This window comes from Inquilinus limosus DSM 16000, assembly GCF_000423185.1.
Classification (GTDB): Bacteria; Pseudomonadota; Alphaproteobacteria; order DSM-16000; family Inquilinaceae; genus Inquilinus; species Inquilinus limosus.
In genome coordinates, this window is sequence record NZ_KE383985.1 from 271639 (window position 1) to 286153 (window position 14515).

Sequence of the window (14515 nt, forward strand, 5' to 3'; positions counted from 1 at the left end):
CCGGGTTTGGGGCGGCGGCCAGCCCGGCCGCGCGGGCCATGGCGTCGCAGCCGCTCCCGGACGGGCCTGCCGCCGATCCTTGAAAAGGCCGCCTTTCGCTGGAGAATCGATCCTCGGAGGCCACTCAGCTGGGAGATCGACCATGACAACCCTTTCCGGCACTCCCGACGACGACGTCAGCCTCGGTACCGACCGCGACGACGTCATTCGCGGCCTCGGCGGCAACGACCGGCTCTACGGCCTGGGCGGCGGCGACGTGCTCTACGGCGACGACGGCAGCGACCTGCTCTGGGGCGGGATGGGGGCCGACCTGCTGGTCGGCGGCAGCGGCTTCGACACGGTCAGCTACTGGGGCAGCGCGGCCGGCGTGACCGTGACGATCGGCGGCGCGGGATCCGGCGGCGACGCCGAAGGCGACCTGATCGCCGGCGATGTCGAGAACCTGGTGGGCTCGGCCCTCGGCGACAGGCTGACCGGCTCGACCGGCCTGAACTATCTCGCCGGCTGGGGCGGCGACGACATCCTCGACGGGCTCGACGGCAACGACCAGCTCGACGGCGCCGACGGCGACGATCGGCTCGAGGGTGGCGCGGGCGGCGATTGGCTCACCGGCGGTGACGGAGCCGACCAGCTCCGGGGCGGCACCGGCAACGACACGCAATACGGCGGGGCCGGCGCCGACCGGCTGGAAGGCGGGGCTGGCGACGATCAGCTCTTCGGCGGCGCCCAGGGCGTCACGGAGCCCTTCTTCCTGTCCACCGAGGATGGTGTCGGGGATGCGCTGTTTGGCGGTGACGGCAACGATGTCGTCCAGGCCGGCTCTCTCGACAGCGTCGATGGCGGGACGGGGATCGACACGCTCCACATCGACAACCGCGGCCGGACCGAGGCTGTGACCGCGGCGCTTGCCGGCACCAGCCTGGAGATCGGCAGCCTCGGCATCTCGGCGATCAATGTCGAACGGCTGGCCTATTACGGCGGCGCCGGCGCCGACACCATCACCGGCGGGGCCGGGGATGACGACCTGATGGGCGGCGCCGGCAGCGACATTCTGACGGGGGGCGCCGGCAACGACGTCCTCTCTCCCGGAGACAGGACGTTCGTCGGTGGGAACAATATCGTCCTCGCCACTTCCGCCCCGGCGGTGGACAGGGTCGATGGCGGGGCGGGCAACGACAGGCTCCTGGTCGACGACAGGCAAGAGACCGTCGGGATCACCCTGGCCTTCACCGGCACGTCCGCCAGCAGCAGCGACGGCCTCACGGCGATCAATGTCGAGCAGCTGGAGTATCATGGCGGTTCGGGCGACGACACCGTCACGGCCGGGGCCGGCTTCGACGTCCTCGATGGCGGCTTCGGCCGTGACGTGCTCCGCGGCGGCGCCGGGGCCGATATGCTCGACGGCGGCGGCTACGACACCGGCCCCGACATCGACACCGCCAGCTACTACAGCAGCTCGGTCGGGGTCTCGGTCAGCCTCGCCGCCGGCATCGTCGGCAGCGGCGGCGACGCCGAAGGCGACACCCTGACCCGCATCGAGAGCCTCTCCGGCAGCCAGGGCCATGACAGCCTCGTCGGCGACGACCGGGCCAACGGGCTGCAGGGCTGGAACGGCAACGACGTGCTCACCGGGGCCGGCGGCAAGGACACGCTCACCGGCGGCGCCGGGGCCGATCGCTTCGTCTATGGCAGCGCGGCCCAGAGCCCGGTCGGGACCAATGCCGATCGGATCACCGATTTCAGCCATGCCCAGGGCGACCGCATCGACCTGTCGGCGATCGACGCCAACACCGGCGCGGCCGGCGACCAGGCCTTCAGCTTTATCGGCAGCGGCTCCTACACCGGCGTCGCCGGCCAGCTCCGCTACGCCGTGAACGGCGGCGTCACCACCATTGCCGGCGATATCGACGGCGACGGCGCTTCCGACTTCCACATCCAGCTCACCGGCGCCATCACCCCCGTGGTCGGAGATTTCGTGCTGTGAAGCCAGCGGAACGCCGGATGCGGCCTGTCGCCGCCCGGCGTCGCGTCTTCAGGTAGGACGGCGTTCCGCATTCGATCCTGCGTCCCTGTCGGCCGGACCCTGCCCGCTCGACCGAAGTCTTCGGTCGAAAAGGTCTCGACTTGTTCAAATAAGTCTGGACCTGTGGCTGGAATGCGATATCTATTTCCGATCCATTCACAGGGAGAGTTTTGATGGGTGCAGACGTCGCCGATGATTTGAAGCCGATTTCGACAGATGAGATGCGCAAGCACACCGTTCATATCGTGGCCGCGCACGTCTCGCACAACAGCGTCGCCCCCAGCGACCTGCCGGCGCTGATCGAGCAGGTCTACGGCGCGCTGACCGGCCTGGGCAAGCCGTCGACCCCGGCGCCGACCCGGCCGGAGCCGGCGGTGCCGATCCGCAAGTCGGTGACGCCCGACTACATCGTGTGTCTCGAGGACGGCAAGAAGCTGAAGATGCTGAAGCGGCATCTGCAGGCGGCCTACAACATGACCCCCGACGAATACCGGGAGCGCTGGGGTCTGCCGGCCGATTATCCGATGGTCGCCCCGAACTACGCCAAGCAGCGCAGCACGCTGGCGAAGAGCATCGGCCTCGGCACCCGCCGTACGGCGGAGGCGCCCGCGCCGGCGCCGCAGCCGGCGAAGTCGTCGCGCGGCCGGAAGGCGGCGAAGTAGGCGCCGCATGCCGCCAGCGGGGTTGGGCCGGGCCGGCAGGGAACTGCCGCTCGGCCGCGCCGCTTTCTTCGGCAGGAGAAACCGTCGCGGAGACGGCCGATGGCGGCGCGCAGCTTCTGGTCCGGCTATCTCAAGCTCAGCCTGGTGACCTGCCCGGTGGAGATGACGCCGGCCGTCACCCAGGCGGAGCGGGTGCGCTTCCACACCTTGAACGAGGCGACCGGCAACCGTGTGGTCAGCCAGTATGTCGACTCGGTCTCCGGCAAGCCGGTGGCCGACGACGACCAGGTGCGCGGCTATCCGGTCGGCGAGGACGACTACGTCATCCTGACCGACGAGGAGTTCTCCGCCGTCGCGTTGGAGACGACCCGGACGATCGATATCGAGAGCTTCGTGCCGCGCGCCTCGGTCGGCCTGGTCTGGCGCGAGCGGCCGCACTACCTGGCGCCGAGCGAGCCGGTCGGCGAGGAGGCGTTCAGCGTCATCCGCGAGGCGATGGCCGCGACCAAGACGGTCGGGCTGTCCAAGCTGGTGCTCTACCGTCGCGAGCGCCCGATCATGATCGAGCCGCGCGGCAAGGGCATGATCGTCTGGACCCTGCGCCAGGCCGACGAGGTGCGGGACGAAAAGGACGTCTTCGGCGGCATCAAGCCGGTGGAGCCGCCGAAGGACGCGATGAAGCTGGCCCTGTCGGTGATCAAGGATCGCAAGAAGGAGTGGAGCGAGGATCTGCTCGGCGACCGGGTCCAGGCTTCACTGCAGAAGATCATCGCCCGCAAGAAGAAGGGGCAGAAGGTCGCTGCCCCGAAGCCGAAGGCCGAGGAGGAGACCGGCAAGGTCATCGACCTGATGGCCGCCCTGCGCAAGAGCCTGGAAGCGGACAAGAAGAAGAAGCGATGATCAGCCGGCCTTGCGCCGTGGGGCGCGCGCTGCCGGCGCGGCCTTGCGCTTCGTCTTGCTCCTGGCCGAGGACTTGCTGGCGGACGTCGCCGCAGACTTGCGGCCGGACTTCGCCGGGATGACGCCAGCGCTTTCCCGCAGCGCCGCCAGCAGATCGACGACCTTGCCGCGCTTCGGCGCGGCGGCCGGCTTGATCGTCTCACCGCGCTGCTTGGCCCGGATCAGCTCCATCAGCGCGGTCTCGTAGCGGTCCTCGAAGCGGGCCGGGTCGAAGGCGCCCATCTTCTGGCCGATGATGTGCTTGGCCAGATCCAGCATCTCGCCGGTGATCTTGAACTCTGGGATGTCATCGAAGGCCTGGGCCTCGTCGCGCATCTCGTATTCGAAGTGCAGCAGGTTGGCCAGGAAGCCCGGCCCCTCCGGGCACAGCATCAGCACCCGGTCGCGCCGGAACAGCACGGTCCGGCCGATGCCCACCACCCCGGCCTTCTCGCAAGCCGTGCGGATCACCGAAAAGGCCTCCGCCCCCACCGCATCGGTGGGGGCCAGGTAGTAGGGCCGGTCGATGGCGACGCGGTCCACCTGGTCGCGCGGGACGAAGGCCTCGATCTCGATCGTCTTGGTGCTGTCCGGGATCGCGGCCTCGATCTCCTCCTCGGTCAGCACGATGTAGCGCTCGGCGTCGACCTCGTAGCCCTTCACCTGCTGGTCGCGCTCGACCGGCTCGCCCGTCTCGGAATCGACGAACAGACGCCGCAGCCGGTGGCCGGTGCGGCGGTTCACCATGTTGAAATGGATCTCGTCGCCGCCGCCGACGGCGGTGTACAGCGCCACCGGGCAGGTCAGGAAGCCCAGCTTCAGCGTGCCTTTCCAGTTCGCGCGCGGCGCCATCTCGTCCTCGCCGGTCGGTCGCCCCCCGTGCAACGAAACGGCCTGGGCCGGCGACCGGTTCCGGCGACGGAACGCCGGCCGGGCCCCGATGTTGAATCCCATGCGGCGCCGCGCACCGCTTCGCCGTCCGCGAGGGCTTCGACAATGCCGCTGTTCCCGACCTGGACCGACCTCCTGCTGCGGCTGGCGCTCGCCACCGTCGCCGGCGCGATCATCGGCTGGAACCGCAGCAGCCATGGCCGCCCGGCGGGGCTGCGCACCCACCTGCTGGTCTGCCTCGCCGCCGCCTTCTCGATGGTGCTGGCGAACCTGCTCCTCCCCACCACCGGCAAGACCGACGATTCCTTCATCCGGATGGACGTGATGCGGCTGCCGCTCGGCATCCTGTCCGGCATCGGCTTCATCGGCGGCGGCGCGATCCTGCATCGCGGCGATCTGGTGATGGGGGTGACCACGGCGGCGACGCTGTGGTTCGTCACGGTGATGGGGCTGTGCTTCGGCGCCGGCGAGCTGATCCTGGGCGGCATCGCCTTCGCCATCGGCCTCTTCGTGCTGTGGGGGCTGAAGTGGCTCGAGAACCGGGTCAAGCAGGAGCGCAAGGCCAGCCTGACGCTGACCGTGGATCTCGACCGCTTCGATCCCGGCGGGGCCGAAGCGGCGCTGCGGGAGGCGGGCTTCCGCATCGCCGCCAGCTCGATCACGCATCAGCCGGACACGCGGCGCAGGACCATGGGCTTCGAGCTGCGATGGATGGGCTATCCGCAGGACAGCAGGATACCGCCTGCGGTCGAGGGGCTGTTCGCCGCCCCCGGCGTGCGGGAGGGCCACTGGTCCGCCCAGTAGCCGGGGCTTCCGGAACCGCCGCTTCGCGCGCATCGTTCCCACAGGCAGCGAGGCTTTCAGGCGAAGGTGATGGCGAAGGACAGCCTGACGACCTATCGGCGCAAGCGCGACTTCACCCGGACCGCCGAGCCCAGCGGCGCCGGCGGCGTGGCACCGTCGGACCGGCTGCGCTTCGTCATCCAGAAGCATGCCGCCACCCGGCTGCATTACGACCTGCGGCTCGAGCTCGACGGCGTGTTCAAGTCCTGGGCGGTGACCAAGGGGCCGTCGCTCGACCCGCACGACAAGCGCCTGGCGGTGGAGGTCGAGGACCATCCGCTGGCCTATGGCGATTTCGAGGGCACGATTCCGAAGGGGCAGTACGGCGGCGGCACGGTCCAGCTCTGGGATCGGGGCTTCTGGAAGCCGGAGGGCCGGATGCCGCCGGACAGGGCCCTGGCCAAAGGCGAGCTGAAGTTCACCCTGGATGGCGACCGCCTGCACGGCGGCTGGGTGCTGGTGCGGCTGAAGCGGGACCGCACCGGCGGCAAGCGCACCAACTGGCTGCTGATCAAGCATCGCGACGAGCATGCGGTGGACGAGGACGGCGACGCGGTGCTGGCCGAAGACCGCTCCGTCGCTTCCGGCCGCGCCATGGCCGAGATCGCCGCCGGGCGGGGCCGGGGGCCGAAGCCCTTCATGCTGGGCGGCCGGACGCCGGCGCGGTCGGATGCGGTCTGGGATTCGACGGCCGAGCCGGGGAAGGCGGCGGCCAAGGCGCTCGCGCCGCGCCGCCGGAAGGCCCGGGCGGCGGCCTCGGCGATGCCGGATTTCATCCCGCCGGAGCTCTGCCTGTCCGTCGACCGCCCGCCCGCCGGCCCGGGCTGGGGCCATGAGATCAAGTTCGACGGCTACCGCCTGCAGCTGCGGATCGAAGGCGGCGTCGCCACGCTGAAGACGCGCAAGGGGCTGGACTGGACCGCCCGCTTCCAGGCCACTGCCGACGCGGCGAGGGACTGGCCGGATTGCATCATCGACGGCGAGGCGGTGGCGCTGGACGAGAACGGCCATCCGAATTTCCCCGCCCTGCAGGTGGCGCTGTCGGAAGGGCGCAGCCGGGACCTGATCTTCTTCGCCTTCGACCTGCTGTACGAGGGCGACCGCGACTGGCGGCCGGAGCCGCTGTCGCAGCGCAAGGCAAGGCTGCGCGAGCTGCTGGAGGAGCAGGGCTGCGACGCCACATCGGCCATCCGCTATGTCGATCATTTCGAGGAGCCGGGTGACGCCGTGCTGCGGTCCGCCTGCCGGCTGCATCTCGAAGGCATCATCTCCAAGCGCCTCGACGCCGCCTATCAGTCGGGCCGTACCGATCGCTGGACCAAGGCCAAGTGCCGCGGTGGCGAAGAGGTCGTGATCGGCGGCTGGTCGACGACCGGAAACCGCTTCCGGTCCTTGCTGGTCGGCGTCCACCGCGGCGACCACCTCGTCTATATCGGCCGGGTCGGCACCGGCTACGGCGCCGCCAAGGTGGAGCGGCTGGTGCCGCGGCTGAAGGCGGTCGAGACCGACAGGTCGCCCTTCACCGGCCCCGGCGCGCCGCGCAAGGAGCGCAACGTCCATTGGGCCCGGCCGGAGCTGGTGGCCGAGATCGAGTTCGCCGGCTGGACCGGCTCCGGCATGGTGCGGCAGGCCTCATTCAAGGGGCTGCGCGAAGACAAGCCGGCCGAGGAGGTCGAGGCCGAGACCCCGGCGCCGGCCGCCGAGACCGAGCTGACGCAGCCGGCGGCGAAGGCCGCGAAGCCGGCACGGCGCCGCGGCGCGGCCAAGGCGACGGTGATGGGCGTGGCCCTGTCCAAGGCCGACAAGGCGTTGTGGCCCGACGCCGGCGACGGCGAGCCGGTCACCAAGCACGACCTGGCGCTGTATCTCGAGACGGTCGGGCCCTGGATCATGCCGCATATCCGGGGCCGCCCCTGCTCGATCCTGCGCGCGCCGGACGGGATCGGCGGCGAGGTCTTCTTCCAGCGCCACGCCATGCCGGGCACGTCGAGCCTGATCTCCCTCGCGCGGGTGTCGGGGGATCGGAAGCCCTACATCCAGATCGACCGGATCGAGGCGCTGGCGGCGGTGGCGCAACTGGGCGCGCCGGAGCTGCATCCCTGGAACTGCCAGCCGGGCGTCCCCGACCGCCCGGGGCGGCTGGTGTTCGATCTCGATCCCGGGCCGGGCGTCGACTTCGCCGCGGTGATCGAGGCGGCGCGTGAGATGCAGGAGCGGCTGCAGGCGGTCGGCCTCGTCCCCTTCTGCAAGACCACCGGCGGCAAGGGGCTGCATGTGGTGACGCCGCTGGCCGCGCCCCGCGCCGGCGGACCGGACTGGCCGGAAGCGAAGGCCTTCGCCAAGGAGATCTGCCAGCGCATGGCCGGCGACGCGCCGGACCGCTATGTCGTCAACATGGCCAAGGCTAAGCGCGAGGGCCGCATCTTCCTCGACTATCTGCGCAACGACCGGATGTCGACCGCGGTGGCGCCGCTGTCGCCGCGGGCGCGGCCGGGCGCGACGGTGTCGATGCCGCTGACCTGGGACCAGGTGCGGAAAGGGCTCGATCCGAAGCGCTACACCCTGCGCACCGCGCCGGACCTCTTGGCGAAAGGCGCCGCCTGGGACGGCTATGACGCCGCCGCCCGGCCGCTCGCCGACGCGATCCGGCGCCTGGAGCGGCGGAAGGCCGCGGCCTGAACGGGCCGCCGGCCGGTCACCACGATCCGGTTTCGAGCACCTGGCCGGCCAGCCGGCCGCTATTGCGGATGGCCGCGAGGCGGGCTTCCGCGTCCTCTTCGTCATAGGCCCAGATCACGGCCGTCCAGATCCGCCCGCGGCCCGAAGGCGTCGTCAGATGCGGATATTCGACCGTGAAGCGGAACATCGGGCGTCCCCATTGGTCGCAAGAGACATGTTCCGCGTCCGGCGGCTCGCGATGGGCGGAATGATGCAGGTGGACGACTGTCATGATGCGCGATCCATGAAGCACGAAACCATCCTCTGAATGGCGGAGCGCCGCCGGCGGTTCCGTCTGTTCGTAGATGCGATGGATCTGTTTATTGGACAAACATTTGTTAATCCAGAGTAATTCTATCATTTGATAATGGAACCATGCTTCGAAAGCAAAGTTAGTTCTGGTGTTCCTCGTAGAATATTGTCGTCTCGGCCCGTTTCGTCAGTCGCGAGGGCCGGGCGGCCATCAAGCCTTAAAGGGGAAGCCAGATGCCGGACCAACGTCGTGCTACGGATCGTGCCGAGTTCACCGCCGTCGTCGCCCCGGTGCTGTGCGAGCTCAGGCGCTATGCGCGTTCCCTCACGCGCAACCGCGCGGATGCCGAAGACCTGCTGCAGGACACCCTGCTGCGCGCCTACAACAAGTTCCACCTGTGGCAGCCGGGCACCAACATCGCCGGCTGGCTCTGCGTCGTGATGAAGCGGGTGTTCCTGTCGCAGTTCGAGCGCCGCGGGCGCATGATCGCGGTGCCGGCCGAGGAGTTCGACGGCCCCCAGCCGCCGAGCCAGGACGACGTCCTCGACCTCGCCCGGCTGGGCAGCGCCATCGGCCGGCTGCAACGCCATCATCGCGAGCTGGTCGAGGCGGTCGCGATCAACGGCGATTCCTATGAGGAGGCGGCGCACGCCCTCCGGATCCCGATCGGGACCGTCCGCTCCCGCCTCGGCCGCGCCCGGGAGTATCTCCGCCACGAGACCGGCATCGTCTGGTGACGGCTCCGCCGGGCGGAATTCGCGATCGGCGCATCGGCCGCCGGAACCGGCGTTCCCATAGGCCCGTTGGCCCAGCAGGAACATACGTTCGGCGGGCCGCTGCCCCGGCCTGACCTCCCGATCCGACCCGCGCCGCAACGCAGGGGAGTCGAACAGCGTGAGCTCGAAACCCATTCGCCTGGGAATCGTGGGCGTCGGCAACTGCGCCTCGTCCCTCGTCCAGGGACTGACCTATTACCGCGACACCCCGAGCGACAACGAGCCCCCGCCCGGCCTGATGAACATCGAGCTCGGCGGCTACCATGTCGGCGACATCGAGGTCGCCTCCGCCTTCGACGTCGCGGCCGGCAAGGTCGGGCGCGACGTGGCCGAGGCGATCACCGCGCCGCCGAACAACACCCACCGCTTCGCCGATGTGGCGCCGACCGGGGTGCGGGTGGAGCGCGGCAACACCCTGGACGGGCTCGGCAAATATCTGCGGGAGCGGATCGAGGAATCCGCCGAACCGGTGGCCGACGTCACGGGCGTCCTGAGGCGCAGCGGGACCGATGTCCTGGTCTCCTATCTGCCCGTCGGGTCGCAGCGTGCCGCCGAATGGTATGCCGAGCGGGCGCTGGAGGCCGGCTGCGCCTTCGTCAACTGCATGCCGGTCTTCATCGCCTCCCGTCCCGAATGGCGGCAGCGCTTCGAGGACCGGGGGCTGCCGATCATCGGCGACGACATCAAGAGCCAGGTCGGCGCCACCATCGTCCACCGCATGCTGACCAACCTGTTCCGCGAGCGCGGCGTGCGGCTGGACCGCACCTATCAGCTGAACTTCGGCGGCAACACCGATTTCGAGAACATGCTCGAGCGCGAGCGGCTGGAATCGAAGAAGATCTCCAAGACCCAGTCGGTGATGAGCCAGCTCGACATCCCGCTGGCCGCCGAGAACGTCCATGTCGGCCCCAGCGACTACGTGCCCTGGCTCAGCGACCGGAAATGGGCCTACATCCGGCTCGAAGGCACCACCTTCGGCGGCGTGCCGCTCAACGCCGAGGTGAAGCTGGAGGTCTGGGATTCGCCGAACTCGGCCGGCATCGTGATCGATGCGGTGCGCTGCGCCCGGCTCGGCCTCGACCGCGGCATCGGCGGCGCGCTGATCGGCCCCTCCAGCTACTTCATGAAGTCGCCGCCGCAGCAGTTCACTGATGCGGTGGCGCGGGAGAGGACGCTGCGCTTCATCGCCGGGGAGGCGCCGTCGTGACCGCCATCTTCCTGCTGGTGCGCCACGCCGCGCACGACGATGTCGGCGGTTTCCTCGCGGGCCGCACGGCCGGCGTCGCGCTGGGCGAGGCCGGCCGGGCGCAGGCCGAGCGCCTGGCGCAGCGGCTGCGGCTGGAGCATTTCGACGCCGTCTTCACCAGCCCGCGCGAGCGGACGCAGCAGACCGCCAACGCGATCGCCGCGGCCGCCGGCCTGACGGTGGAGACGGCGCCGGAGCTGGACGAGATCGATTTCGGCCGCTGGTCCGGGCAGGATTTCACGGCCCTGCAGCAGGACCCGCTGTGGCAGCGCTGGAACAGCGCCCGCAGCCTGACCCGCACCCCGGGCGGTGAGACGATGCTGGACGTCCAGCGGCGCGTGCTGGGCCTGCTGGAACGCCTCGTCCCGTCCTTCGACGGCCGCGCCGCCGTCCTCGTCAGCCATGCCGATGTGATCAAGGCCGCGGTGCTGCACCATCTCGGCCTCGGCGTCGACGCCTGGCCGCGCCTGGATATCGCGCCCGCCTCGGTCTCGCGCCTCGCGGTGGATGGCGGCTGGGCCCAGATCCTCGGCCTGAACGAGACCGTCGGCTAGGAGGGCGCGATGAAGCTGGTCGTGTTCGGCCTCACCGTCAGCTCCTCCTGGGGCAACGGCCACGCCACGCTCTGGCGCGGCCTGATCCGGGCGTTGTCGGGCCGCGGCTGGCAGGTGGTGTTCTTCGAGCGCGACGTGCCCTATTACGCCGGCGCCCGCGACCTCTGGTCCCTCGAGGGGGGCGAGCTGGTTCTGTATCCGGACTGGGAGCAGGCGCGGGACGTCGCGGCCCGCCACGTGGCCGAGGCCGATGCCGCCATGGTCACCTCCTTCTGCCCGGATGGGGTGGCGGCGACCGAGCTGGTGCTGGAGGCGCCGCGGCCGCTGCACGTCTTCTACGACATGGACACGCCGGTGACGCTGGAACGGCTGGGGCAGGGGCAGGCCCTGTCCTACATCGGGCCGCGCGGCCTCGCCGATTTCGACCTCGTCCTCAGCTACACCGGCGGCGGCGCGCTGGACGCGCTGCGCCGCCATCTCGGCGCCCGCATCGCGGTGCCGCTCTACGGCCATGTCGACCCGGACGTCCACCGCCCGGCGGCGCCGCGATCCGATTTCGCCGGCGACCTCTCCTATATCGGCACCTACGCCCCGGACCGGCAGGCGGCGCTGGAGGCGCTGCTGGTCGAGCCGGCGCGGCTGCGGCCCGATCTGCGCTTCGTCATCGCCGGCGCGCAATATCCCGACGGCTTCCCCTGGACCGGCAACATCTTCTTCCTGCGCCATCTGGCGCCGGGCGACCACCCGGCCTTCTACGCCTCGTCGCGGCTGACCCTCAACGTCACCCGCGCCGCCATGGCCCGGATGGGCTGGTGCCCGTCCGGGCGGCTGTTCGAGGCTGCGGCCTGCGGCGCCCCGGTGCTGAGCGACGCGTGGCCCGGGCTGGAGGAGTTCTTCGCCCCCGGCCGCGAGATCCTGCTGGCCCGCGGCACGGACGACGCCCTCGCCGCGCTGGCCCTGCCGGACGCCGAGCTGCGCCGGATCGGCGCCGCCGCCCGCGAGCGGGTGCTGGACGAGCACACATCGGCCCGCCGTGCCGCCGAGCTCGAGGCGCTGCTCGCCGCCGCCCGGCCGGCCGCAGCTGCACCTATCGTCATGGAGGCCTGACCGATGTGGGGCATCGTGCCCGCCGCGGGACGCGGCAGCCGGATCCAGCCCTTGGCCTTTTCCAAGGAGCTGCTGCCCGTCGGCAGCCGCATCGACGGCGGCGAGGAACGGCCCTGCGCCGTCAGCGAATATCTGCTCGAGCGCATGATCGAGGCCGGGGTGGACAAGATCTGCTTCGTCATCGCCCCGGGGAAATCCGACATCCTGGAATATTACGGCAGCGACTACGGCGGCGCGGCCGCCGCCTATGTGGTGCAGCCGCAGCCCGCCGGGCTGTGCGACGCGATCTTCCGGGCGCTGCCGCTGATCCGCCCGGAGGAGGCGGTGCTGGTCGGCCTGCCGGACACGGTCTGGTTCCCGAAGGACGGCTTCGCCGACCTGCCGGAGGACGGCCTGTCCTTCCTGCTGTTCCCGGTCGACCACCCCGAATTCTTCGACGCCGTGGTGCTCGACGGGGACGGCGCCGTGCGCGAGATCCAGGTGAAGCAGCCCGATGCCGGGAGCCGCTGGATCTGGGGCGCCTTCAAGATGCCGGGGGCGGTGCTGCAGCAGCTGCATGCGCTGTGGCTGCGGCGCGGCCGGCAGGACGAATACATCGGCACGCTGGTCAACGCCTGGCTGGCCGAAGGCGGGCGGGCGGTCGGCGTCAGGTCCGGCCTGTCCTATGTCGATGTCGGGACGCTGAACGGCTACCGGTCGGCGATCGGGCTGCTCAGCGAAGCGGCGGAGACCGGTGCCCGCGTCGCCGTCGGCTGGCCGGCAGGCCGCTCCCTCGGCGCTCCCCTTGCAACCACCAGTGACGGAGGCGGAAGGCATGGGACGCCTGTCCGGTGAGGAGATCCGGCGACGGGTCGAGGCGCTCGGCCCCTGGTTCCACAACATCGAGCTCGACGGCGTCGCCACCGCGCCCGACCATTTCCTGGGCGACTATCCGGCGGTGAAGTGGAAGGCCTTCGCCGACGCCATCCCGCGGGATCTCGCTGGCCGCACCGTCCTCGACATCGGCTGCAACGGCGGCTTCTACTCGCTGGAGATGAAGCGCCGCGGCGCCGACCGCGTGCTCGGCATCGACTTCGACGACAGCTACCTGGCCCAGGCGCGCTTCGCCGCCGAGATCGCCGGGCTCGACATCGAGTTCCGGCATCTCTCGGTCTACGACGTCGCGGCGCTGGGCGAGCGCTTCGACATCGTGCTGTTCATGGGCGTGCTCTACCACCTGCGCCACCCGCTCTTGGCGCTCGATCTGGTGCGCGAGCACGTGGTCCGCGACCTGATGGTGTTCCAGTCGATGCAGCGCGGCAGCGACGAGGTGGCGGCGCTGGAGCCGAACTACCCGTTCTGGAACGCGGCGCTGTTCGACCGGCCGGACTTCCCGAAGCTGCATTTCATCGAGCACCGCTACGCCGACGACCCGACCAACTGGTGGGTGCCGAACCGCGCCTGCGTCGAGGCGATGCTGCGCAGCGCCGGCTTCGCCATCGTCGGGCACCCGGAGCCGGAGGTCTATCTCTGCCGCCCCGCCGGCCGGCCGGGGGGCGAGGGCGCCGTCTATCCGAACCGCGGGAGGACCACATGATCGAAGCGGCGATGATCTGGAACGAGCCGAACAACAAGTCGCATTGGGACCGCGAGCTCGATCCGGACTGGGCGCTGTACGCCGACATGGCGATCGCCGCGGCCGATGCCATCGCCGCCGAGAACCCGGCCGTGACCAGGGTGCTGGGCGGCATCTCGCCGATCGACCCGGTGTTCATGGAGAACATGAAGGCCCGCGGCGTGCTCGACCATGTCGACGCGGTCGCGGTGCACGGCTTCCCGCTCGACTGGAACCTGTGGCAGATCCAGGAATGGCCGGCGAAGCTGGACGAGATCCGCGCCGTCACCGACCTGCCGGTCTGGGTCAGCGAGGTCGGCGTCTCCAGCTTCGGGGCGGAGGAGGTGCAGGCCTGGGGCCTCGACCGCACCGCCGGGCTCCTCATCGGCCGGTCGCCGCGTCTCCACTGGTACAGCCTCTACGACCTGCCCAGCACCTGGGAGGCGACGACCCGGCACAAGGAGGCGGAGGGCTCGTCCTACTACCGCCATTTCTACATGGGCCTGCTGCGCGAGGACGGCACGCCCAAGCCGGCGCTGGAGCGCTTCGCCCGGCACACCCCGGCGCTGGGCCTGTGCCAGTGGTTCCACTACCAGGACCACCGGCTGGACGACGCCGTGGCCTGGATGAAGCGGCTCGGCGTCACCACTCTCCGCACCGGCCTGTCCTGGGCCGACAGCTTCCGGCCCGACGCGCTGGCCTGGTTCGACCGGCAGATGGAGGCGCTGGCCGATTTCGACGTCACCGTCACCTTCTGCTTCACGCCGGAGCATCGGGGCCTGATGCCCCACCACACCAGCCCGCCGGTGGAGAAGGAGGAGTTCGCCGCCTTCTGCGCCGACATGATCCGCCGCTACGGCACGGAGCGCCGGGAGGAGATCCGCGCCTCGCGGATGGCGCTGGGCTGAG

14 protein-coding genes are annotated in these 14515 nt (G+C 70.4%); 12 read left to right on the forward strand and 2 right to left on the reverse strand.

The annotated features are described in order from the left end of the window. The first annotated feature begins 142 nt into the window (after positions 1–142). The 3 genes from G537_RS45510 to ku (G537_RS0130985) all read left to right on the forward strand — a co-directional run bounded on the left by G537_RS45510 (position 143) and on the right by ku (G537_RS0130985) (position 3585). Positions 143–1984, forward strand: a complete 1842-nt coding sequence (locus G537_RS45510) for a calcium-binding protein (RefSeq protein ID WP_026873346.1) — start codon at positions 143–145, stop codon at positions 1982–1984. A gap of 260 nt (positions 1985–2244) precedes the next feature. Beyond that, positions 2245–2685, forward strand: a complete 441-nt coding sequence (locus tag G537_RS0130980) for a Ros/MucR family transcriptional regulator (RefSeq protein WP_034853552.1) — start codon at positions 2245–2247, stop codon at positions 2683–2685. 99 nt (positions 2686–2784) lie between these two features. Beyond that, positions 2785–3585, forward strand: coding sequence for a non-homologous end joining protein Ku (gene ku / locus G537_RS0130985; protein WP_026873348.1), 801 nt, complete (start codon positions 2785–2787; stop codon positions 3583–3585). Here ku (G537_RS0130985) and ku (G537_RS0130990) read toward each other — a convergent pair whose 3' ends face one another. Then, positions 3586–4476, reverse strand: coding sequence for a non-homologous end joining protein Ku (gene ku, locus G537_RS0130990; RefSeq protein ID WP_026873349.1), 891 nt, complete (start codon positions 4474–4476; stop codon positions 3586–3588). It abuts the gene before it with no gap. A 144-nt stretch (positions 4477–4620) separates the two neighbouring features. On the opposite strand from ku (G537_RS0130990), the gene G537_RS0130995 reads away from it, so the two are divergent. Then, positions 4621–5319 carry an MgtC/SapB family protein gene (locus G537_RS0130995; protein WP_026873350.1) on the forward strand — a complete coding sequence of 233 codons (699 nt, stop codon included), beginning with the start codon at positions 4621–4623 and terminating at the stop codon, positions 5317–5319. A gap of 69 nt (positions 5320–5388) precedes the next feature. Continuing rightward, a complete protein-coding gene (gene ligD, locus G537_RS0131000; RefSeq protein ID WP_026873351.1) occupies positions 5389–8037 on the forward strand; it encodes a DNA ligase D in 2649 nt (882 codons plus the stop codon). 16 nt (positions 8038–8053) lie between these two features. On the opposite strand, the gene G537_RS44095 is transcribed toward ligD, so the two are convergent. Beyond that, a complete protein-coding gene (locus G537_RS44095; RefSeq protein WP_211230565.1) occupies positions 8054–8308 on the reverse strand; it encodes a hypothetical protein in 255 nt (84 codons plus the stop codon). A gap of 254 nt (positions 8309–8562) precedes the next feature. On the opposite strand from G537_RS44095, the gene G537_RS0131015 reads away from it, so the two are divergent. The 7 genes from G537_RS0131015 (at position 8563) to G537_RS0131045 (ending at position 14514) form a co-directional block, all read left to right on the forward strand. Beyond that, complete coding sequence (locus tag G537_RS0131015) at positions 8563–9066, forward strand: sigma-70 family RNA polymerase sigma factor (protein WP_064742244.1); 504 nt, start codon at positions 8563–8565, stop codon at positions 9064–9066. A 157-nt stretch (positions 9067–9223) separates the two neighbouring features. Continuing rightward, positions 9224–10312, forward strand: coding sequence for an inositol-3-phosphate synthase (locus G537_RS0131020; protein ID WP_026873353.1), 1089 nt, complete (start codon positions 9224–9226; stop codon positions 10310–10312). Next, entirely contained in the window at positions 10309–10905 is a 597-nt protein-coding gene (locus tag G537_RS0131025) for a histidine phosphatase family protein (protein ID WP_026873354.1), read from the forward strand. Before G537_RS0131020 ends, G537_RS0131025 begins: the two co-directional genes overlap by 4 nt. 9 nt (positions 10906–10914) lie before the next feature. Then, a complete protein-coding gene (locus G537_RS0131030; protein ID WP_026873355.1) occupies positions 10915–12012 on the forward strand; it encodes a CgeB family protein in 1098 nt (365 codons plus the stop codon). A 3-nt stretch (positions 12013–12015) separates the two neighbouring features. Then, complete coding sequence (locus G537_RS40955; protein WP_051249349.1) at positions 12016–12846, forward strand: nucleotidyltransferase family protein; 831 nt, start codon at positions 12016–12018, stop codon at positions 12844–12846. Beyond that, a complete protein-coding gene (locus tag G537_RS0131040; protein ID WP_026873356.1) occupies positions 12827–13588 on the forward strand; it encodes a TIGR04290 family methyltransferase in 762 nt (253 codons plus the stop codon). The genes G537_RS40955 and G537_RS0131040 overlap by 20 nt, the downstream gene beginning before the upstream one ends. Next, positions 13585–14514 carry a glycosyl hydrolase gene (locus G537_RS0131045; RefSeq protein ID WP_026873357.1) on the forward strand — a complete coding sequence of 310 codons (930 nt, stop codon included), beginning with the start codon at positions 13585–13587 and terminating at the stop codon, positions 14512–14514. The genes G537_RS0131040 and G537_RS0131045 overlap by 4 nt, the downstream gene beginning before the upstream one ends. The last annotated feature ends 1 nt before the right edge of the window (position 14515 follow it).